This is a genomic window from Ditibartonella choladocola (assembly GCF_002007565.1).
In the GTDB taxonomy this organism is placed as follows: domain Bacteria; phylum Pseudomonadota; class Alphaproteobacteria; order Rhizobiales; family Rhizobiaceae; genus Bartonella; species Bartonella choladocola.
In genome coordinates this window covers 203,661-225,343 of the sequence record NZ_CP015625.1, presented here as the reverse complement: position 1 = coordinate 225,343, position 21,683 = coordinate 203,661, and the positions used below count along the sequence as shown (strand labels likewise).

At 46.3% G+C, this 21,683-nt stretch carries 16 protein-coding genes; 10 read left to right on the top strand and 6 right to left on the bottom strand.

Annotated elements, in window-relative coordinates:
• Window positions 1-179 precede the first annotated feature (179 nt).
• On the bottom strand, window positions 180-1,433 hold the full coding sequence (locus BBC0122_RS01045; protein WP_077990475.1) for a trypsin-like peptidase domain-containing protein: 1,254 nt from the start codon (window positions 1,431-1,433) through the stop codon (window positions 180-182).
• Window positions 1,434-1,705: 272 nt separating this feature from the next.
• Here BBC0122_RS01045 and coaBC point away from each other — a divergent pair, with 272 nt between their 5' ends.
• Together coaBC and BBC0122_RS01035 are read left to right on the top strand one after the other, a co-directional pair.
• Entirely contained in the window at window positions 1,706-3,085 is a 1,380-nt protein-coding gene (gene coaBC, locus BBC0122_RS01040; RefSeq protein ID WP_077990472.1) for a bifunctional phosphopantothenoylcysteine decarboxylase/phosphopantothenate--cysteine ligase CoaBC, read from the top strand.
• A 152-nt stretch (window positions 3,086-3,237) separates the two neighbouring features.
• Entirely contained in the window at window positions 3,238-4,542 is a 1,305-nt protein-coding gene (locus BBC0122_RS01035) for a serine hydrolase domain-containing protein (protein WP_188318058.1), read from the top strand.
• Window positions 4,543-4,855: 313 nt separating this feature from the next.
• On the opposite strand, the gene BBC0122_RS01025 is transcribed toward BBC0122_RS01035, so the two are convergent.
• Window positions 4,856-5,860: an adenosine kinase gene (locus BBC0122_RS01025; protein WP_077990468.1), complete on the bottom strand. Its 1,005-nt coding sequence runs from the start codon at window positions 5,858-5,860 to the stop codon at window positions 4,856-4,858.
• A 111-nt stretch (window positions 5,861-5,971) separates the two neighbouring features.
• Here BBC0122_RS01025 and BBC0122_RS01020 point away from each other — a divergent pair, with 111 nt between their 5' ends.
• From BBC0122_RS01020 to BBC0122_RS00985, 8 genes are all read left to right on the top strand, one after another.
• Window positions 5,972-6,685, top strand: a complete 714-nt coding sequence (locus BBC0122_RS01020) for a sulfate transporter family protein (RefSeq protein ID WP_077990467.1) — start codon at window positions 5,972-5,974, stop codon at window positions 6,683-6,685.
• 59 nt (window positions 6,686-6,744) lie between these two features.
• Window positions 6,745-7,395, top strand: coding sequence for a phosphoribosylanthranilate isomerase (locus tag BBC0122_RS01015; protein WP_077990465.1), 651 nt, complete (start codon window positions 6,745-6,747; stop codon window positions 7,393-7,395).
• Between the two features lie 64 nt (window positions 7,396-7,459).
• Window positions 7,460-8,626, top strand: a complete 1,167-nt coding sequence (gene trpB, locus BBC0122_RS01010) for a tryptophan synthase subunit beta (RefSeq protein WP_077994388.1) — start codon at window positions 7,460-7,462, stop codon at window positions 8,624-8,626.
• A gap of 16 nt (window positions 8,627-8,642) precedes the next feature.
• Entirely contained in the window at window positions 8,643-9,473 is an 831-nt protein-coding gene (trpA, locus tag BBC0122_RS01005; protein ID WP_077990463.1) for a tryptophan synthase subunit alpha, read from the top strand.
• Window positions 9,474-9,511: 38 nt separating this feature from the next.
• Window positions 9,512-10,408: an acetyl-CoA carboxylase, carboxyltransferase subunit beta gene (gene accD, locus BBC0122_RS01000; protein ID WP_077990462.1), complete on the top strand. Its 897-nt coding sequence runs from the start codon at window positions 9,512-9,514 to the stop codon at window positions 10,406-10,408.
• Between the two features lie 11 nt (window positions 10,409-10,419).
• Window positions 10,420-11,739: a bifunctional folylpolyglutamate synthase/dihydrofolate synthase gene (locus tag BBC0122_RS00995; RefSeq protein ID WP_077990461.1), complete on the top strand. Its 1,320-nt coding sequence runs from the start codon at window positions 10,420-10,422 to the stop codon at window positions 11,737-11,739.
• Window positions 11,740-11,854: 115 nt separating this feature from the next.
• Window positions 11,855-12,874, top strand: coding sequence for a complex I NDUFA9 subunit family protein (locus BBC0122_RS00990; RefSeq protein WP_077990460.1), 1,020 nt, complete (start codon window positions 11,855-11,857; stop codon window positions 12,872-12,874).
• A 557-nt stretch (window positions 12,875-13,431) separates the two neighbouring features.
• Window positions 13,432-13,713, top strand: coding sequence for a hypothetical protein (locus BBC0122_RS00985; RefSeq protein WP_077990459.1), 282 nt, complete (start codon window positions 13,432-13,434; stop codon window positions 13,711-13,713).
• 769 nt (window positions 13,714-14,482) lie between these two features.
• Here BBC0122_RS00985 and glpK read toward each other — a convergent pair.
• The 4 genes from glpK to pheT form a co-directional block, all read right to left on the bottom strand.
• The gene (glpK, locus tag BBC0122_RS00980; protein ID WP_077990458.1) at window positions 14,483-15,991 is read right to left on the bottom strand and encodes a glycerol kinase GlpK; all 1,509 of its coding nucleotides are present in this window, start codon (window positions 15,989-15,991) and stop codon (window positions 14,483-14,485) included.
• Window positions 15,992-16,084: 93 nt separating this feature from the next.
• Window positions 16,085-16,846 carry an MIP/aquaporin family protein gene (locus BBC0122_RS00975; protein WP_077990457.1) on the bottom strand — a complete coding sequence of 254 codons (762 nt, stop codon included), beginning with the start codon at window positions 16,844-16,846 and terminating at the stop codon, window positions 16,085-16,087.
• 56 nt (window positions 16,847-16,902) lie between these two features.
• Window positions 16,903-18,405 carry a glycerol-3-phosphate dehydrogenase gene (gene glpD / locus BBC0122_RS00970; protein WP_077990456.1) on the bottom strand — a complete coding sequence of 501 codons (1,503 nt, stop codon included), beginning with the start codon at window positions 18,403-18,405 and terminating at the stop codon, window positions 16,903-16,905.
• Window positions 18,406-19,250: 845 nt separating this feature from the next.
• Window positions 19,251-21,665: a phenylalanine--tRNA ligase subunit beta gene (gene pheT, locus BBC0122_RS00965; RefSeq protein WP_077990455.1), complete on the bottom strand. Its 2,415-nt coding sequence runs from the start codon at window positions 21,663-21,665 to the stop codon at window positions 19,251-19,253.
• Window positions 21,666-21,683 lie beyond the last annotated feature (18 nt).

Here is a 21,683-nt window from a genome sequence, read left to right as displayed (position 1 = left end):
GAGCCAAAATTTCCGCAATTCGACATGACAAGCTCCCGCTTGATCCTGAATATCGTTGATCGCAGTTAAAGTGAGACAAAGCAGACGCTATAAAAGTTCAAAGCTGCCTCTCTTTTTGCGGCGGCATTGTGCTCTTTCACGAGATCAATAAAACAGAGTCCACACTTAACCCGAAATTGTCATTTTACGCCGAGTTCAACGCCTTTTTTTGCCCTTGGCGTTCCCATACGATCTTTGAGCCAGCATTGCTTTCTTCTGGGGATGAACGAAAAAGCAATACACCGCTGGTCGGAAACACATCCTATGAAGCAGGTAAAATAATCGGTTTGTTCTATATAAGAGTAATCGCCACCGGTAATATCGACATTACTCATCGCCATAAAATCGGTTATTTTAACGCTATTCCTTTTGCTTGAGATAAAGGATGCAGCGGCGTCTTTATTGCGAATAAGGGCAACAACATCATATTTCAGCATACAGGCATGGAGACGTTTGTGGTAGGTAAGTGCCTGACAACGCCCGTCATTTTCGCACATTTGCAAGCAATTATCGAAACTCACATGTTTTACAGAACGGTAATCAAACCCGATGGCATCGTAATTATTTTGATTAATGAACGTTACGGTAGGCTGATTAACGGGTGGTAGGTTAACATTGCCCTGAACGCCGGTAGGCGGATTGGAGGGAGGCAATGGCTGCTTTAATGTCTGATTGGCCTCGATGGTCGGCGTCGCGGCATAACACAAAATTTTATAAACCGAAGGCGTTGTTTTTTCGGTAATATCGGCAGTGGAAGGAACAGGTGCACCCTTATCATCATCGGCATAAGAGACTTTAAAACCTTGTGCTTCCATAAACAGTGCCGCAACGCCTGCTCTGATTGCGAAGTTGACATTTTGTGGCATAATTCCGGTCTTATCTTCAAAGCTCTTTGATAATTGCAATGTAGTAATGCCAATCACATGACCATATCTGTCGATCACCGGACCACCAGAATTTCCCGGTTGAACCGGCGTCGAGATTTGTAAGTAACGCGCATCATTTTCAAGGCCCGAAAGGGCGTTGACATTGCCGGTCGTCATTTTGATCGAATCCGATAAAATCCCGTTTAGCGGAAATCCGAGCGCAATAATATCTTCACCCAACCGAATAACATCATGCCTTAATGCCAATGGCCGTGTTTGCACACCAGCCGATGCTTTTATCAGCGCAAGATCGTCATGGGAATCCATGCGAAGGTCAACTGCTTCCCCCGTATTGCCGATTTCGACGCGTTGGCATCCTCTAACAACGTGTGCATTGGTCAAAATCCAGCCATCATCGGTAACAGCAAAACCGCTCCCGCTCGAAGACGGCTCTTCAGCCCATGTTGCTCCGCCAAAAATATCCAATAACAATAAAAATGAAAGCAAACATGGAAAGAAAAAACGCATATATTTTCTCCACATAGCCGATTTCTTCTATGATACTATTATAAGAGGTGAATTTTTATATCAAGAATTAGACCGCATTCAAAAATTTAAAAAAATATTTATAATTTATAGTGAATGAACTTTCGTTCGCCTATTGAAAACTTTTCGCCCGTGACAGACAGAGAAAAGTGATAAATTTGTTTGACCGGCTTGCCGTGATGGTTTGAAAAAGATAAACCGGATTATATTTTGATTGCATTGATTGCTTATTTTGATTGTTCGGGAGGTTTTCCATGGCCAGTATTACAATCCGCAATTTACCGGATGAAGCGAAGGAAAAACTTCGTCTCAACGCTGCAAAAAATAAACGTTCTATGGAAGAAGAAGCACGGCTTTTATTGATCTCCGGTCATAGTGCCGAAATCTTTCCATCTGCGGCGAGCGCCAAAGAAATGCAATCATTGAAATCAAAGTCGATAGTTTTGATTATAACTGGCGGAGTTGCGGCTTATAAAGCGCTTGATCTCATTCGCCGATTACAAGAGCGGGGAGCAAATGTTACTGTGGTGATGACCAAAGCTGCGACAGAATTTGTAACGCCGCTTGCTGCGGGCAGCCTTTCAGGCGGCCATGTTTTTACCGATCTTTTTCAACGCCAGGATGAACATGATATTGGACATATCAGGCTCGCCCGATCAGCCGATCTGATTGTTGTAGCCCCCGCAACGGCCGACCGGATTGCAAAAATGGCAAATGGCATTGCCGATGATCTTGCGGGAGCTATTCTTCTTGCGGCCAATTCACCGATTCTTATTGCGCCGGCGATGAATCCGGCAATGTGGAAACATCCGGCAACACAACGCAATATCAGCACTCTCATGACGGATGGTGTCAGAACGATCGGGCCGGAAATCGGCGAAATGGCTGAACGCGGTGAGGCAGGACGCGGTCGTATGAGTGAACCGCTCGCGATTGTTGCGGCTGTCGAATCCATGCTTGATTGTGGAGAAAAACCCCTCTCCGGAAAACATATCATTGTTACGTCGGGGCCGACCCATGAGCCGATAGATCCTGTGCGCTATCTTGCCAACCGCTCTTCAGGCAAACAGGGACATGCAATTGCCGCCGCACTTCACCATCTTGGCGCCCGTGTTACGCTCGTTTCAGGCCCCGTCAGCATTCCGGATCCGGATGGTGTTGAAACAAACCATGTTGAAACGGCAATAGAAATGCTCGATGCGGTCAAACATGCCTTGCCTGCCGATGCTGCTATATTTGTTGCGGCTGTTGCCGATTGGCGCAGCGCCGAAAGTGCCACGCAAAAAATCAAGAAACAATCAGGCCAATCTGCCCCGACATTGAAAATGGTCGAAAATCCCGATATTCTTGCCACTATCGGCCATGCCCCGAACCGGCCGAAACTCGTTATCGGCTTTGCCGCCGAGACCAACGACCTTATCGAAAATGCCCGCAAGAAACTTGATAAAAAGGGCGCCGATTTCATTTTGGCTAATGATGTTGCCATTGCCAAAGATGGTACAAGTATTATGGGTGGCGACTATAACCGGATTTCATGTGTGAGCCGGGAAAATGTCGAAACATGGCCGAAAATGAGCAAGGATGAAGTTGCACAACATATTGCTAAAAAAATCGCAACCTTTTTTGGCAAATAAACCGCCCTTTAATCTTTCAACGCCGATAAATTTATATTTGAAATTCACATAACGCTTTATTCCAAATTATTATATCATTAAGTCCTTAAGAGTATTAGGGTATTTAAAACTTGAATATTTCATAGATCATTAAATTAAGGACATTGAAATCGATGAATATAAAATTATTTGGCTTGAGCATTATATTGGCGGGATTTAGTGCAATTCCAAACACTTATGCCAACTCCCCGTGCGGCGTGCCGGAGTTGACACAATGTCCTACACCGATTGATGAAACATTACCCGATGTCAAAGACATGTTAAAATGGAATTCGAGGGATCGGATTATCGGCTTTCGTAATAGCTACCGCTCTTATCCGGCTGATGTTTTCAAACATGGGACGCCGCGTCCTCTCACGCGCCAGATACACGATATGTCGAGCGTCAGCTATACGGTTGACGGTCATTCTTACAATTTGCAGGAATATGTAGAGCGCAACAAGGTCGTTGCGCTGATGGCGATAAAAAATGGTGTTGTAGTGCTGGAGTTTTACTCTCACGGCAATACGCCCCAAACCCTGTGGACTTCTCGTTCGGTTGGAAAATCTGTTGTTTCCACTCTTGTTGGCGTAGCGATCAAAGAAGGAAAAATCAAATCTCTCGATGATAAAATTATCCGCTACAACCCCGATGTCAAAGGCACGGTGTGGGCAAATGTGACCTTGAGGGAACTGTTGCAACATACATCGGGTGTCGAATGGGATGAAAATTATGAAGATGATAATTCCGACTTTTCCAAACTCACCCAATGCGAAGCATTGGAAGAATCCTATTCTTGTGTTCATGATCTCGTCATCAACAAAAAACGTGGAATAAAGACAACACCGGGAAAAGTTTGGGCATATTCATCAGGTGGTGCATGGCTTCTCGGAGATACGTTGGAAAAGGCTGTAAAAATGCCTATCTCGAAATATTTGGAGGAGAAGATCTGGAAACCGTACGGCATGGTTAGCGATGGCGTATGGCAAAGCTATGTAAAAGGTAAACACGATAGCGGCGCCCATGGTTTTAATGCGACGTTGGAAGATTGGGGAAAATTCGGCCAGTTTGTTCTTTATAACGGTTTTGTTCCTGATGGCAAAACCATCCTGCCCGATCATTGGGTTGTTGACGCCCGCACATGGAGCAAAGCCAAAAATTCGGTCAATGAGAGGCATCCGGATGGAAGTTACGGCTATGCATGGTGGAACAATGCTGTGCCGGATTCTGCCAATAATGTTTCACCCAAACTTGGCCTGAGCAATTCCGAAACAATGTGGGGTATGGGAATTTTCGGGCAGATGCTGGTTGTCAACCAACAAGAGAATATGGTGTTTGTCCAGTGGTCATCGTGGGATAAAGCCACACCATCTCCTTTGGCAGAACCTCTTGAAACATCACTCATGTTCAATGCAATTACCAACCGGCTTAAGGAATAGACGTTCACAAAAGCCGATAGCACCAAGGCAACATGTGTTCCAGCCTGAAGCGGATGTTTCAGGCTGAACCGGAACCTTTGTTGCCAATCCGTTTTGGCGGTTTATAGATTTGAAACTATCCTTTGCGGTCATCAATAAGTAAGGCTGATCGAACACAATTAGTTTCCGGAATAAACAATTGCCGGAATGAACAATTGCCGAAAACAATTCGAGGCGGGCGAAAGCTCGAATCGATTGCGCCTTCAGCCCGCTTCCGATCACCTGACGGCGTGCCGGTCAATAAAAGTCGATATAGTTGTTATCCGGATACTCGTTATCCGGCCTGAATCAGTCCGGCCTGTGTTGCAAAATCTCTGAGTGAAAATTGTGCACGCGGGCCGGTTTGCTGGATAATGGCACTGGCACAAAGTGCGCCAAGCCGTGCGCTATCCATAAACGACATATCATTGGTATAACCATAGAGAAAACCGGCAGCGTAAACGTCGCCGGCGCCTGTCTGGTCGACAACCCGTTCAACCGGATAGATACCGGCCGTAAATGTTTCTTGCCGTGATGTAATGATAGAGCCTTTGGCATTGCGTGTGACGCAGGCAAAGCCGCGAACGTCGTTACGAATAGCGGTAATTGCCATATCGAATGACGATGTTTCATAAAGTGAAAGCAGTTCCGATTCGTTTGAAAAGACAATATCGACCGTGCCTGTGCGGATAAGTTCGAGAAATTCATCCCGATAACGGTCTACACAGAAAGAATCAGAAAGTGTGATCGCCATCTGTCTTCCGTTTTCATGGGCTATTTTTGCAGCCAGCCGCATAGCCTGTTTTGCTCGTGGCGGGTCCCACAGATAACCTTCAAAATAAATCACTTTGGAATTGGCAACTTTCGTTGCTTCGACATCTTCAGGTCCGAATTCGACACAAGCGCCAAGATAGGTGTTCATAGAGCGTTCGCCGTCGGGTGTGTTGAAAATCATGCAACGTGCGGTCGACGCACGGCCTTCCAGAGGCCGCGTATCATAGACAACACCTTGGCCACGCAGATCATGGGCAAAGACCTGCCCCAAATGATCGGCGGCAACTTTCCCCATAAAAGCGGCCTTTCCACCGAGATTTGCAAGTGCCGCGGCCGTATTGCTCGCACTGCCGCCCGATGTTTCGATAGCTTGCCCCATACGTGAATAGAGAAGTTCGGCACGTTTTGCATCAATCAAATTCATCGCCCCTTTGATGATACCGTTATTGACCAGAAAATCTTCGTCCGTCCGGGCAATTACGTCGACAATTGCATTACCAATCGTCAAAACATCATATTGTGCCATCTCATTCTCCGTATTTTTATTATCCTCCGCTCATTACCAGTTCAGAGCACAAAAGGCAGGAAAGCTAAAGTCCCTCTTGTTTCTTTTCGACCGCTTTCTATTTATATCCCCATGATTTTTGATGCAGCCTATCGCGCTTTTTCGCGCCTATTTACCCCGCCCTTCCGTTCAATGCTATGGAAAGCATTGGGCGTCACATTGCTTTTATTGGCAATTTTATGGTTCAGCTTGCGCGAATTATTCCTTTATTATGTTTGGCCGTGGCTGCAACAATATATGCCCGATTTTCCCGATTGGGCTGGCTGGCTCGGATTTGTTGCCGTCATTGTCTTTTCGGTGGGGCTTGCTCTGCTTATGGCACTGTTAATTGCGCCAATCACATCGCTGATCGGCGGTTATTTTATGGATGATGCAGCCGAAATCATCGAAAAAACAGATTATCCCGACGATCCGGCGGGACGCGCAATGCCGCTCGGCCGTTCGCTTGTCATATCGCTGAAATTTCTGGCTTTGAGCATTGTCGGCAATATCATTGCCTTGATTCTCTATTTCTTCCCCGGCGTCAATCTTGTCGCTTTTTATGCAATCAACGGCTATCTGTTCGGGCGCGAATATTTTGAATTTGCCGCCTGCCGCCATCGCACAGAACTTGACGCCCACCAATTCTATAAACAGAATGCGCTTTACGTATTTTGTGGCGGCCTTATCATTGCACTTTTTGTTTCTGTGCCGGTGCTGAACTTGTTGACGCCGCTGTTTGCTGCGGCACTGATGACCTATCTTCATAAAAGCCTGTCGATAAAAAAGAAGTCCTTGTCACAATAGATCAGGGACAATTTCAACATGTTCTCGACTTTATCCGACTTTTGTGACAACAAGAGATCATGAAGCCTCTTGTAAAAATATGCGGGTTGAAAACACCTGAAGCAATTAAAGCTGCCATCGACAACGGTGCGCATTATATCGGCTTTATCTTTTTTGCCAAAAGCCCGCGCCATCTTTCAATTGAAGAGGCAGAGCTATTGCGCCCGCTTGTCAAAAAGCCGGTCAAGCTTGTTGCCGTTACTGTCGATGCCGATGATGACCTGATTTCAAACATTGTTTCTCATGTCAAACCGGATATTCTCCAGCTTCATGGCCACGAAACACCCGAACGCGTGAAACAGCTTGCAACGACTTATGGATTACCCGTTATCAAAGCTTTTTCTATCCGTGAGCAATCGGATTTCGATCAGGTTTCTGCCTATCGTGGTATAGCCGATATGTTTTTATTTGACGCCAAAGCTCCAAAAGGCTCACAATTGCCGGGAGGTAATGGTGTGTCTTTTGACTGGTCGCTGTTAAAGTCGCTTGACGAAGATAGTCAAACCGTGCTTTCCGGTGGGTTGAATGCGCAAAATGTGGAAGAAGCGATAAGGACTGCTTCTCCCGACATTCTTGATGTTTCAAGTGGCGTTGAAAGTGCCCCCGGTGTTAAGGACACAAAATTGATTGAAGGTTTTTTTGATTCTGTCAAAAAAGCCGTAAAAAATTAAGGAGACTGACGTGGAAAAGTCGGCTGAAATCAATTCCTTCAAGACAGGCCCCGATGAAGCGGGGATGTTCGGTATTTATGGCGGGCGTTTTGTTGCCGAAACATTGATGCCGCTTATTCTGGAATTGGAGAAAGCATATAACGAGGCCAAGGATGACCCGGCTTTCAACATCGAACTGAAAAATCTTTCCACCAATTATGCGGGCCGTCCGTCAAAACTCTATTATGCCGAGCGTTTGAGCAAGCATCTTGGCGGTGCAAAAATCTATTTGAAACGGGAAGATCTGAACCACACCGGCAGCCACAAAATCAACAATTGTCTGGGACAAATTCTGCTTGCGCGTCGCATGGGCAAAACCCGTATCATTGCCGAAACCGGCGCCGGACAACACGGCGTTGCAGCAGCCACCGTATGCGCGCGTTTCGGCCTGCCTTGTGTTGTCTATATGGGCGCCACCGATGTCGAGCGGCAAAAACCCAATGTTTTCCGCATGGAACTTCTAGGTGCCAAGGTCAATCCGATCAAAGCCGGAAACGGCACATTGAAAGACGCCATGAATGAAGCTTTGCGCGATTGGGTGAGCAATGTCCGCGACACCTATTATCTTATCGGCACTGCTGCAGGCCCGCACCCCTATCCGGAAATGGTTCGGGATTTCCAATCTGTCATCGGCAAAGAAGCAAGAGAACAAATCCTCGAACGCGAAGGCCGCCTTCCCGATCTGCTGATTGCTGCCGTTGGCGGCGGTTCAAATTCGATCGGCCTGTTTTATCCCTTCCTTGACGATAAAACTGTCAGAATTATCGGTGTTGAAGCAGGTGGTCGTGGCCTTAAAGGCAACGAGCATTGTGCTTCGATGACTGCCGGAAGTCCGGGGGTTTTGCACGGCAATCGTACCTATCTTATCCAGAATGACGATGGCCAGATTCTGGAAGGCCATTCGATTTCGGCAGGCCTTGATTATCCGGGTGTGGGGCCGGAACATTCATGGCTCAAAGACAAAGGCCGCGTTGAATATGTGCCGATTCTTGATACAGAAGCACTGGAAGCCTTCCAGCTTTTGACGCGCCTTGAAGGCATCATACCGGCGCTTGAATCCTCGCATGCGGTTGCGCAAGCCATCAAGGAAGCGCCGAAGATGGATAAAGAACAGATTATCATTGTCAATCTTTCCGGTCGTGGTGACAAGGATGTTCACACAGTCGGAACACTTCTTGGCATGAATATGTGAGTTTGAGAGAACGGCTATGACAACACGTATCAAAGAAACATTTCAAAAAGCCAAGAATAACAATCGTCCGGCTCTTGTAACCTATATGATGGCGGGTGATCCGGATTTTGACACGTCACTTGAAATTATGAAAGCACTTCCGAGAGCCGGTAGCGATATTATCGAGCTTGGAATGCCCTTTTCCGACCCGATGGCGGATGGCCCGACGATTCAAGCCGCGGGTATCCGCGCTTTGAAAGCCGGACAGACACTCAATAAAACTTTAAAACTCGTTAGTGAATTCCGCAAAACCGACCAGACCACGCCGATTGTGCTGATGGGATATTATAACCCGATCTATGTGCATGGGGTGGATCAATTTCTGGTCGACGCCAAAAAAGCCGATCTTGACGGTTTGATTGTTGTTGATTTGCCACCGGAAATGGATAATGAACTTTGCTTACCTGCCGTCAAAGCGGGCATCAATTTCATTCGTCTGGCAACGCCGACAACCGATGATAAACGGCTGCCGAAAGTACTGGAAAATACCTCCGGCTTTGTCTATTATGTCTCGATGACGGGCATTACCGGTCAAGCCTTGCCCGACACCGATATTGTAGCGAAAGCGGTGGAAAATATTAAGAAACACACGTCTTTGCCGATTGCTGTCGGTTTCGGTATCAAAACCGGAGAACAGGCAGCAAAAATCGGTCGCGCTGCTGATGGTGTTGTGGTCGGAAGTGCAATTGTCAATGCCATTGCTTCTACTCTTGATGAAAATGGCCACCCGAAGGGTGATGCGGCAAAAGCGGCAAGCGACCTTGTAAAGCAATTGAGTGCAGGTGTATCGGAAGCCAGAAAAGGCTGAATTGAAGCTTTGCCAACAAACAGGATAAGGTGACATAGATGAACTGGATTACCAATTATGTTCGTCCGAAGATCAACTCGATGTTTGGTCGTCGTGAGATGCCAGAAAATTTATGGGTCAAAGACCCTGCCAGCGGTGAAATGGTATTTCATAAAGATCTCGAAAAAAACCAATATGTCGTTCCGAATTCGGGCTATCATATGCGTATGCCTGCAAAAGCCCGTCTGGAAAGCTTTTTCGACGATGGCGCCTATGAACTTTTAGAAAATCCGAAGGTTGTCATCGACCCGCTGAAATTCCGCGATGAAAAGCGCTATATTGACCGTTTGAAAGATTATCGCTCGAAACTCGGTGTTGACGACGATATTCTGAATGCACGTGGCACCATTGAAGGCCTCCCTATTATAGCCACTGTGCAGGATTTTGCCTTTATGGGTGGTTCTCTCGGTATGGCGGCAGGTGAAGCCATTATCAAGGCATTTGAAACAGCCATTCAGGAAAAACGGCCTTTGGTGCTGTTTGTGGCCTCTGGCGGCGCCCGTATGCAGGAAGGCACACTTTCACTCATGCAAATGCCACGCACCACTGTTGCGGTTGAAATGATGAAGGATGCAAAGCTTCCTTATATTGTTGTTTTAACCAATCCGACGACAGGTGGTGTTACTGCTTCTTATGCCATGCTGGGCGATGTTCATATAGCCGAACCCGGTGCCATGATCGGTTTTGCCGGTCCTCGCGTGATTGAACAAACCATTCGCGAAAAGTTGCCGGAAGGTTTTCAGAGTGCCGAATATCTCCTCAAACATGGTATGGTTGATATGGTGGTCTCACGACTTGAACTGAAGTCGACCATTGCAAAGCTTTTACGCTTGATGATGAAATTGCCGGCTCCTGAACATCATGCGGGCAAACATCACGGTAATAAAGCCGCTTGAAATGAAATAAAATGACCGAAAATCGGGTAGACACGCTTATCAATAGCCTTCTCAAGCGCTATCCGAAAGGGTTTGACCTTTCGCTCGAACGCATCTCGCGGCTCTTGGAAAATCTCGGCAATCCGCATTTGAAATTGCCTCCGATAATCCATATTGCGGGCACCAATGGAAAAGGGTCGGCAGCAGCAACTTGCCGTGCGCTTCTTGAAAGTGCCGGATATAGTGTTCATGTCCATACATCTCCCCATCTTGTTCATTGGAACGAGCGCTACCGGATAGGTCGAAAAGGTGGTGGCAAATTTGTCGATAATGACACTCTTGCCGATGCAATAGAACGGGTAACAAAAGCCAATCATGATGAACCGATTACGGTTTTCGAGTTATTGACGGCTGTTGCCTTTCTGCTTTTTTCCGAACATCCGGCTGATGCTGTCATTCTTGAAGTGGGGCTGGGCGGGCGTTTTGACGCAACCAACGTCATTAAAAAGCCCGCCGTTTCTCTCATTATGCCCATATCGCTCGATCATGTTGCTTTACTCGGTAATACGGTTGAAAAAATCGCTTTTGAAAAAGGCGGCATTATCAAAGAAGAGGTTCCGCTTGTCATTGGCAAGCAGGAAAGCGATGGTGCTATCGACGTTTTGACAACCATCGCGCAAGAACGCCACGCACCGTTTGTTGTTTATGGTCAAGATTTCCAAGCCTATAATGACCATGGGCATATGGTTTTCCAAAATGAAAACGGTTTGATAGAGCTTCCGCTTCCCTCGCTTCGCGGTGACCACCAAATCAGCAATGCAGCGAGCGCCATTGAAGCTGTTCTCCATGCCGGTTTCAAATTGACCGATCAAAATATTGCCAAAGCCATGCAAAATATTGTCTGGCCCGCGCGAATGCAGCGTATCAGGCACGGCAAACTGATTGATTCTTTACCGGAAACGATGACAGTTTTTCTCGATGGCGGGCATAATCCGGCAGGTGCGAAAGTCATTGCACAAGAAATCAGGCACTGGAAAGAAAAAGGAGCGGGACCGGTGACAATGGTCGCCGGTATGATTAATACGAAAGATTCTTTCCACTATTTCAAAGAACTAAACGGGCTTGTCGACCAAGTTTATACTGTGCCGGTTTTGTCGAGCGATAGCGGTGTAGCGCCTGAAGAATTGGCTAAAGTTGTGCTTTCAGCCGGTTTGAAAGCACAAACCACCTCATCTATTGAAGACGCTTTCCAAAAAATTGCAGGCACAACACCTCAAAGAACTGTTCTTGTTGCAGGTTCACTTTATATGGCCGGTGATTTTTTGAAGAAAAATGGCACACCGCCTCAATAAAATTCCGTGAATCCGTTCAACATTTAAAGAGAATAGTTCTAAAGACTTGCGTTCAGGACAAAACAAGTTAAACCATACAAAGGCAGAGATTGACGATTTTTGAGGAGTGCACCCTATGACGCTCAGTACCGAACTTTACCAACATCCCAAGCTTATTACCGTTTTTGGTGGTTCAGGTTTCGTTGGTCGCCATGTGGTCGAGACATTGACAAAACGTGGCTATCGCGTTCGCATTGCCGTGCGTCGGCCTGAAGTGGCTTATTATATGCTGCAAATGGGTGAAGTCGGTCAAACCCAGATGCTCAAGACCAATGTACGCAATCGTGAATCTGTTGCGCGTGCGCTGATTGATGCCGATGCAGCCGTGTTTCTACCCGGCCTTCTTTATGCGCAAGGCAAAAACAATTACAAAAATGTGCAGGTTGAAGGTGCAAAAAATGTTGCCGAACTTGCAGCGAGTGCCGGTATTCCTCTCATTCACATGTCGGCTTTGAATGCCGATATCAATTCCAACCTTTCCTATCCGAAAACCAAAGCGCTTGGCGAACAGGCTGTTCAGAAAGCTCATAAAAGTGCCATTATTATGCGCCCTTCGGTTATTTTCGGTCAGGAAGATTCTTTCTTTAACAAACTCGCCGATATGTCACGCTTCACATGGATGTTGCCGATGTTTGGCGGCGGCGAGACAAAGCTTCAACCGGTTTATGTCGGCGATATTGCCGATTTTGTTGTTGCTTCTATCGAAGGACATGTTCCGACGGGCAAGATTTATGAACTGGGCGGCAAAGAAGTACTCACCTATCGTCACGCTATCGAGGAAATGCTTAAAGTTATCATGCGTAAAAAAGCGCTGGTTTCTGTACCCTTCGGAATTGGAAGCCTTATCGGCGGAATTTTCGGACTCCTTGGAAAAATACCGATGATCCCGACTGTGACAACATCCGAGCAGATCAAAATGCTCAAAAAAGACTGCATTGTTTCGGAAGAAGCAAAGCTTGAAGGGAGGACATTGGAAGGTGTCGGCATTTCACCAAGAGCAATGGAGGCAGTATTACCTTCCTATTTGTGGCGCTTCCGCCCCCATGGGCAATTTGCCAAAAATACAAAGAATTACAAAAAAGATGTAAAAATCTGAAAACAGAATTTTTCTGTTTGAAATTCGCAAATAAAACGGGCGCAGGTCAAAATAGCGCCCTTTATTTTGCATTCTCTATTCGCGCAAGCTCTAAAGATTGCTTGCAATCTGTCATCCTGAATTATTTCGTTTCAATGACGGGATTTCGGTCGTTCCAATAACACTTGTTCCGTTATTTCAATAATACCGGTTCTGTCGTTTCAATAATACGCGTTCTGTTGTTTCAACAAACTGCTCTTCTTAATGAATATTTTGACGCCATTCATTGAATCTTTAAGCTATAAAGCCTGACACCATCCTTAAAAATTCCTCACAAAGGAAATATCTTTTTCCTCACAAAGGAAATATTTTTAAACTTAAGGTTGTTTTTATTATTATAGTTGCAAAATTTGTTCGCCAATTTTTTTGTATTTCTCTCCTCGTCGCTCTCCAATAGTCGCATCTGTTGCATATCTGCAATGAAAACAACGATTTTTAATAGACTATTAACTATTTTTAGAGCGGCGCGATTTAGACTGTGCTATATAGACACACATTGAGGGTTTTGGAGTTAAACCATGAAAAAATTGTGTTCTTTATTCATCGTTTTGATGTTTGCTTTTTCAACTGTAGCTTGTACTCAGAACGAAAAGACAGTTGCGAAATGGGGCGCTGGTGGTGCTGCACTCGGTGCTTTGGGTGGTGCTGCATTCGGTAAAGGTGGCAAGGCTGTTGCCGCTGGTGCTGCTATTGGTGCTGTTGCCGGTGGCTTGATCGGCTATTCACGCACCAAGAATCACGTTCGTTACTGCCATTATCGTGATCGTAACGGCAAGGTATTTGAAGCACGCTGCAGATAATTTAGACTTTGTATAACTTTGGAAGGCACGTAATTATGTTACGTGCCTTTCTTTTTATAATTTTATTTAATGTGTTTATAATTTTTCCATTATGTATAAAATATTTCTGGCAATTAATTCTACTCGTTATCCGACAAGTGTAATTAAAACGAATTTTCTATAATTAATTGGTGAGCCGTAACATCTTAACCCACTCCGGACAATACGAATTGCCAGAACAATAATTCTTAAGAGCGACAACTTTCGGAAAATCTGAAGCCGATTCAAGTTTGAAATTTTATATCGCTATCAAAGTGAAGCCGCTATCAGAGAAAAACCAAGGCTGCTCCGAATGTAAGGTAAGGTTGAAGTAAACCTATCACTGTCCCAAGCGCTCAAAACTTGTAGAGAATTTGTAAAAATATTTCTGCCGGAATTATCTGAAATTTTATCTCCGGTGCGAAATAGGACATGGCTTTCTAACTGCAATACACTGTTTTCAAATCGCTACTTCAAACAGGTTATAAAAGTAACGGGCTCCTGAAAGGCCTATTTTCAGCAATTGGCAACGCGAAACGCTTAGCGATTTGTTACTTGATCGAAATTACAAGTTTTCATCTTTCTTTGTCGTAAACGTGTAAAGCGACAACAGCCGATCAATCCGGTTTTACAGTATCTTTTCCAAATGGATAATTGAAAGGCACATAAACTCTCTATGTGCCTTCCATTTTTATGTGTTCGGGTTCTTTAAAAAGCTTTTTAGACTAGCCTTGTTTGTTGCTTGCGGCTTTCATTCAAAAACCGAATCCCATGAACATGCCCGCTCGACAGCCTTTCGCCAGCCGGCATAACGTTTTTCTTGTTTTGCCACATCTTTGGAAGGTTTGAACACCCGTTCAACAGTTGCAACTTTGCGCAATTCATCAAGACTCGACCAATAGCCGACCGCAAGACCGGCAAGATAAGCCGAGCCGAACGCTGTCACTTCCAATATATGCGGGCGTTCGACCGGCTTTTGCAAAATGTCGGATTGGAACTGCATAAGAAAGTTGTTGGCGACAGCACCGCCATCAACACGCAATGTTTTCAGGTCTGTCTGTGCATCTGCCAACATAGCAGTGAGAACATCTTTGGTTTGATAAGCAATTGATTCGAGCGTTGCACGGGTAATATGATTACGGTTCACGCCCCGTGTCAGTCCCAAAATCGCGCCACGGGCAAACGGGTCCCAATAAGGCGCGCCGAGGCCGGTAAATGCCGGTACGACATAAACTCCGTTGGCCGTACCTACTTTTTCTGCAAAATATTCTGAATCTTCTGAATCAGTAAAAAACTTCAATTCATCACGAAGCCACTGGATGGCAGCACCCGCCACAAAAATAGATCCTTCCAAAGCATAAGCCGGTTTTCCTTGAGCATCGCAGCTTAATGTTGTGACCAGACCATGGGTTGATTTGACAGCTTTTTTGCCGGTGTTCATCAACATAAAACAACCGGTTCCGTAGGTGTTTTTGGCCTGCCCCTCTTCTACACAGATATGACCGAACAATGCCGCCTGCTGGTCACCGGCAGCTCCGGCAATGGGAATGCGTGTACCCCCACGCCCGCCAATATTGGTTTGTCCGTAGATTTCGGAAGATGCTTTGACTTCCGGCAGCATGGAGCGGGGAATATTCAATGCTTTCAACATTGTTTCGTCCCAGTCCAGTTTATGGATATTGAAGAGCATGGTACGCGAGGCATTGGTATATTCGGTAACGTGAACGCGCCCTTGCGTCATATTCCATATAAGCCAGGTATCAATCGTGCCAAAAAGCAGTTCGCCTTTATCGGCCTTTTCTCGTGCGCCTTCTACATTTTCCAATATCCAGGCGATTTTTGTTCCTGAAAAATAAGGGTCGATGACAAGACCGGTATTTTCCTTGATATAATCCTCAAGCCCTTCTTTTTTAAGTCTCGCACAAATATCGGTGGTACGCCGACACTGCCAGACAATGGCATTATAAACCGGTTTGCCGGTGGCTTTTTCCCAAACCACCGTTGTTTCACGCTGATTGGTGATTCCGATTGCTGCAATCTCGTCCGAACTGATACCCGATTTTGCAAGAGCTTCTGTCAAAGTCGAACTTTGCGTTGCCCATATCTCGCGTGCGTCATGTTCGACCCAGCCGGGGCGAGGGTAAATCTGGGTAAATTCCCGTTGGGCGACACTGACGATGTTGGCATCATGGTCAAGAACCAATGTGCGCGAACTTGTTGTGCCCTGATCCAATGCGACGATATATTTTTTTTCGGCCATGAAAGCCTCCCTGTTCTATGGAAAAATGGCCAATTATCTTGCCAATTGTCCTGCCCGTTATCTTGCCAATTATCTTGCCAATTATCTTGGCAATTATCTTGATTGTCTGCGGGCAAGAGGTTCGCCGATCAACTTTGTATAGAAAGCAGCCCCTAAACATCCCCCGATAACCGGTGCAATAAGCGGAACGAGAAAATAGGGTATATCTTTATTTCCCGTCATGACGCTCGTGTCCCAACCGGCGAAATAAGCAAAGAGTCTTGGGCCGAAATCACGAGCAGCGTTCATTGCAAACCCCGTCAGGGGGCCGAAAGCGCCTCCAATGACGGCAACCAGAACCCCGACAAGAAACGCAACCAGCGCACCGCGAGGTAAACCGTTGCCATCGTCACTTAATCCCAAAATCACCGCGACCAGGACAGCAGTGATAAAAAGTTCGGTCATAAAGGCTTGAAAGAGACTGATGTGAGGATTTGGAAAAGTGGTAAAAACACCGGCTGTATCAAGTGTTTTTGCTGTAAAGAGATTATAGTAAAGTCCATAGACAACGGCAGCAGCAACAAATGCCCCCAGAAATTGCGAAATGACATAAGGCAATATTTTTTGTTTTGGAAATTTTGCAAAGAAAGCCAATGCAAAAGTGACCGAAGGATTGAGGTGAGCCCCCGAAACACCTCCGGTCAGATAGGCTGCAAGTGCAACAGCCAACCCCCAAATAATGCTGATTTCCCATTGTCCGTAAGCGGCACCGGCCAGTTTTAATCCTGCCACACATCCCATTCCGATAGCCAGAAATAAAAATGTGCCGGTAAATTCCGCAATGCATTCATCACGTAAAGTATTCATATCAGACATGTTTTCTCCCCTGGTTTGCAGTCTGACGAGCTTTACTTCAATAGACGGCGAACCTTTTAGATGGTTTTATGTTTTTCAAGGTATTGTCTTAAAGCTTCTTTTTCTTTGTCATCAAAATAAAGGCCAAGTTTCGAGCGACGCCACAAGACATCGTCAACATCCTTTGCCCATTCTTCACGCATCATCCATTGAACCTCGGCCTCGTAAAGGCCATGGCCAAAATGTTGCCCTTTGTCCTTTTTGCCATTGTCAAAAATTTCGAGGGCTTCGGTGCCATAATTTCTTGCCAGACGACGATGGGTTTTTGCATCGAGATCGGGAAGAATGCTGGCAACTCTCGCTTCCATAACGGAAAGCGAATCATGCGGGAAATCGCCACCCGGCAGGCTGACTTCGGCAGTCCATGCAGGTTTGCGCTTACCCAAGGCTTTTTCGATAAAGACGAGAGCGTCTTCCGACAATTTACGGAAAGTGGTGATTTTGCCGCCAAATGCATTCAGCATGATCGGACCATCATTTTCCCGCATTTCTTTCAAAACATAGTCACGCGTTGCTTCCTGTGCTTTTGATGCACCATCGTCATAAAGCGGGCGAACACCCGAATATGCCCAGACGATGGAGTCGCGCACAACCGGCTTGGTGAAATATTCGCTTGCAGCCGAACAGATATAATCAATCTCTTCATCGCTGATATGAACCTTCGCCGGATCGCCTTTATAATCGCAATCGGTTGTTCCGATCAGCGTGAAATCTTCCTGATAGGGAATAGCAAAAACAATGCGGCCATCCTTGTTCTGGAAAATAAAAGCGCGGTCATGTTGATAAAGTTTTGGAACAACAATGTGCGACCCTTTAACGAGACGAACCGGCGGGTGACCTTTAAAGCCCAAAGCATCCTGCAAGACGTGATTGATCCATGGCCCCGCCATATTTGCAAGATAGTCGGCAGAGACTGTCCACTCTTCACCATTCAATTTGTTTTTAAGGCCGATTTTCCATTTCTTGCCATCGGCTTTAAGCGAGACAACTTCGGTGCGCACCATAATATCCGCACCAAGTCTTGCCGCATGACGGGCATTGGCAACAACCAGACGTGCATCGTCAACGCGGGCATCGGAATACTCGAACCCTTTGACAAAACCCGGTTTCAGGGATTCGCTATAGTCTTTGGTCAGATCAAGCACCTTGGTGCGCCAAAGCTCCTGATGACGACTTCCCAGATGGTCGTAAATGAATAAGCCCAAACGCAGCATCCATGCAGGACGCAACCCTTTATTATAAGGCAATATAAAGCGCAAAGGACGAACAAGATGAGGTGCCATATGCCAGATCACCTCGCGTTCCATCAATGCTTCTCTGACAAGACGGAAGGCATATTGTTCAAGGTATCGCAAGCCACCGTGAATAAGCTTGGTAGAAGCACTGGATGTGCCCGACGCAAGGTCATTCATTTCTGCCAGACCGACGGAATAGCCACGGCCAACAGCATCGCGGGCGACACCACAACCGTTGACGCCACCACCTATAACAAAAAGATCATAGTGTTTTTCGTTTTTCATTTAATCGACTTTCGACAAGGATGGTTTTCGTTCCTTAAAGGATAGAATATGGAAGAAATCAAATGTCAACTGCAAAGCGAAAAAAAACACCCTCTGTCGGGAGTTTCCGCGAAACCGGTTTCTGATTGAAAATAAAAAACAAAATATAATACCGGAGATACGCTATTTATCGGATATTGATTTTTGCCAAGGCTTTTCTGAAATCAAAAACATAAGAACGGGAACATCGAACGGCTTTCGCGTGTCGCAAAGAACGGATAAACAAGCAGGGTTTTAAAAAAGGCATAAAAATACCATCATTTTTCGCCAGCTAACGCTTTATCCCGCTTATTCTCCAAAACACATGTATCAAAATAAAGCCGGAGTCTCACTGGATTTCATGCCCGATCTGCTTTTTAAAAAATTCGCGCATGCGCCCTTATTTTTCAAACATAAACATTTTTTCCGGCGAGTTTCACCCGATTTCCTGAGGCGGCAAAGATCATTATCAATCACGTGATTTTTCGTTTTTTTGCGTGCCGCCATGAAAGTCAACCAAGTCGAAAAATCGCAACTCTTCAATCAATCCGCACCAACCGGAGCGTTGTTGCAGTTACATTTTTTCGTGTTTTCCATCAAATATCCGGAATCATTTAGAAAAAACAAAATATCCGCCAATAGTTTGGTGAAATAAAATTGGCGACAACTTTTTATAGCTGAAAGGCCATTCAAGATTAAAATAGCGGTCTCGTCCTGCCAGATCTGCTTTGCGGAAAAAAAGAACGGAAATAAAATAAAGGGGCAAATCCACTTTGCCCCTCAATCGTTTTACAAAATTCTTCTCCCGACCCTTGAGATCAGGAAAACTACTGGCGCAATGTTGCTCCGGTCGATTTTGCGACATTCTCGATAATCTTGTTTGCCAGAGCTTCAATATCCTGATCTGTCAACGTACGTTCATGGGGCTGGATTGCCACTTCGATCGCAATCGACTTTTTGTCTTCACCAAGGCTTGCACCCTCGAAGACATCGAACACTTCGACAGATTGGATAAGCTTTTTATCGGCTCCGCTTGCCGCGCGAATAACCGTGGCAGCGTTCACCGATTTATCCATAACAAAAGCGAAATCGCGCCGTATCATCTGATATGGCGACAGTACCAAAGGCGGGCGTGTTTTGGTTGCCTTCTTGCGTGGTTCGGGAATACGGTCAATATAGACTTCAAAACCGCACAATGGTCCTGTTACATCGAGCTCCTCAAGGGTATCGGGATGAAATTCGCCAAAGGTTCCAAGAATGATCTTCGGCCCCAATTTGATAACGCCCGAACGTCCCGGATGATACCATTCCGGCGCGCCTTTCTCTATCTGCACCTTTGAAGCATCAAGCCCGCAAGCATCAAGCACACAAAGTGCATCGGCCTTGGCATCAAAGACATCGACCGGTTTGGCAGAACCGGCCCAAAAACGGCCTGAACCATCAAGCTTGTAAGTACCACGGCGGATACCACCGGCGACGCGTCTTTGTGTTTCGGGCGTATTGCCTTCAAAGGTTGCCGAAATTTCAAATAGGCCGAGATCGGGAAAACCACGATCGGCATTGCGCTGGGCAGCCGCAATCAAACCCGGAAGCAGTGAAGGACGCATATCCGACATATCGGCAGCAATCGGGTTCAATAGCTTCAACTCCGGCTTGCCGCCGCCAAATGCCTTGGCCTGTTTTTCCGAAATGAAAGACCATGTGATTGCTTCCATCAAGCCCCGACAAGCCAGAGCACGACGTGCGGAACGCTGCCTGATCTGTATTGTGGTGAGAATTTGCCCGCTTACAGAAGACGGCCTTTCCAAAGGTTCCGGCTTGATATTGTTTAGCCCATGGATACGCATAACCTCTTCGACGAGATCGGCCTTGCCATCAATATCGGGTCGCCATGTTGGTACTGTTACCGTGACAATATCACCTTTGCCTTCCACAACAAAGCCGAGGTGCTGCAATATGGTTGTTGCCGCTTCATGGCTTAATTCCAGACCGGTCAATCTCTTGATTTCGGCAAACGGGAAGCGGATAATTTTTTGTTCAATGCTCTTTGCCCCGATTGTATGGGCTTTTGAAGGCTTGCCACCACAAAGTTTCATGGCCATTTCGGTGGCAAAGGCAAGTCCCGGTTCCATAAATTCCGGATCGACACCGCGTTCAAAACGATAACGTGCATCCGAAACTATGCCGAGAGAGCGCCCCGTTGCAGCAACATTGCGCGGATCCCACAAAGCCGATTCAATGATAACATTTTTCGTGTTTTCATCGCATCCTGTTGCTTCGCCGCCCATTATGCCACCAATGGATTCGACGCCATTATTATCGGCAATGACGCAATTATCCGGCCCCAAATCATATTCTTTGCCGTTAAGGGCAAGGAGTTTATCTCCCTTTTGCCCACGACGGACAGTGAGTTTTCCTTTAACCTTATCGGCATCGAAAACATGAAGCGGACGGCCGAGATCGACCGTGATGTAATTGGTCATATCGACAAGCGCATTGATTGGACGCAACCCGATAGCAGTGAGACGGCGTTGCATCCATTTGGGCGACTGCACATTGTTAACATCACGAATTTCCCGCCACGAAAAGCCGGGACACAAAGGTGCTGTATCACCAAAATCGAGCGACACGGTTACCGATGGCTCTCCTTCGCCGGAAATAGAAGGAACTTCAAGCGGCTTCAATTTGCCAATGCCACTTGCTGCAAGATCGCGGGCAATGCCATAAACACCCGTACAATCCGGCCGGTTGGGTGTGAGGCCGACATCAATAAGCGGATCGTTGAGACCATAATAGGCCGCAAATGCTTTGCCGACCGGTGCATCGGAGCCGAGTTCGATAATACCGTTATGTTCATTTGAAAGTTCAAGCTCGCGTTCCGAACACATCATGCCGAAACTTTCAACACCGCGAATTTTTCCAACCGACAATGTGACATCAAGCCCCGGAATATAAGCTCCCGGAGGGGCAAAAACCCCGATCAATCCGGCCTTTGCATTCGGTGCACCACAAACCACCTGAAGTGGCTTATCCTGACCCGTGTCGACAGTCAAAATCTGTAAATGATCTGAATCGGGATGTTTTTTGGCTGTCAAAACTTTGGCAATTACAAAAACATCAAAGCTTTTGCGGTCATCGACGCTATCAACCTCAAGGCCTATATCGGTAAGCCGGTCACAAATCTCGCCGAGCGATGCGTCTGTCTCCAGATGATCTTTCAACCAGGACAAAGTAAATTTCATTGTTCAAAACCTCTTTTC

Coding starts and splice junctions, on each gene's coding strand:
- BBC0122_RS00995 (WP_077990461.1), top strand. CDS start 10,420: ATGACCGAAAATCGGGTAGACACGCTTATCAATAGCCTTCTCAAGCGC.
- trpB (WP_077994388.1), top strand. CDS start 7,460: ATGTTCGGTATTTATGGCGGGCGTTTTGTTGCCGAAACATTGATGCCG.
- glpD (WP_077990456.1), bottom strand. CDS start 18,405: ATGAAAAACGAAAAACACTATGATCTTTTTGTTATAGGTGGTGGCGTC.
- BBC0122_RS00975 (WP_077990457.1), bottom strand. CDS start 16,846: ATGTCTGATATGAATACTTTACGTGATGAATGCATTGCGGAATTTACC.
- BBC0122_RS01035 (WP_188318058.1), top strand. CDS start 3,238: ATGAATATAAAATTATTTGGCTTGAGCATTATATTGGCGGGATTTAGT.
- BBC0122_RS00990 (WP_077990460.1), top strand. CDS start 11,855: ATGACGCTCAGTACCGAACTTTACCAACATCCCAAGCTTATTACCGTT.
- BBC0122_RS00985 (WP_077990459.1), top strand. CDS start 13,432: ATGAAAAAATTGTGTTCTTTATTCATCGTTTTGATGTTTGCTTTTTCA.
- glpK (WP_077990458.1), bottom strand. CDS start 15,991: ATGGCCGAAAAAAAATATATCGTCGCATTGGATCAGGGCACAACAAGT.
- BBC0122_RS01045 (WP_077990475.1), bottom strand. CDS start 1,433: ATGCGTTTTTTCTTTCCATGTTTGCTTTCATTTTTATTGTTATTGGAT.
- BBC0122_RS01015 (WP_077990465.1), top strand. CDS start 6,745: ATGAAGCCTCTTGTAAAAATATGCGGGTTGAAAACACCTGAAGCAATT.
- BBC0122_RS01025 (WP_077990468.1), bottom strand. CDS start 5,860: ATGGCACAATATGATGTTTTGACGATTGGTAATGCAATTGTCGACGTA.
- accD (WP_077990462.1), top strand. CDS start 9,512: ATGAACTGGATTACCAATTATGTTCGTCCGAAGATCAACTCGATGTTT.
- trpA (WP_077990463.1), top strand. CDS start 8,643: ATGACAACACGTATCAAAGAAACATTTCAAAAAGCCAAGAATAACAAT.
- pheT (WP_077990455.1), bottom strand. CDS start 21,665: ATGAAATTTACTTTGTCCTGGTTGAAAGATCATCTGGAGACAGACGCA.
- BBC0122_RS01020 (WP_077990467.1), top strand. CDS start 5,972: ATGATTTTTGATGCAGCCTATCGCGCTTTTTCGCGCCTATTTACCCCG.
- coaBC (WP_077990472.1), top strand. CDS start 1,706: ATGGCCAGTATTACAATCCGCAATTTACCGGATGAAGCGAAGGAAAAA.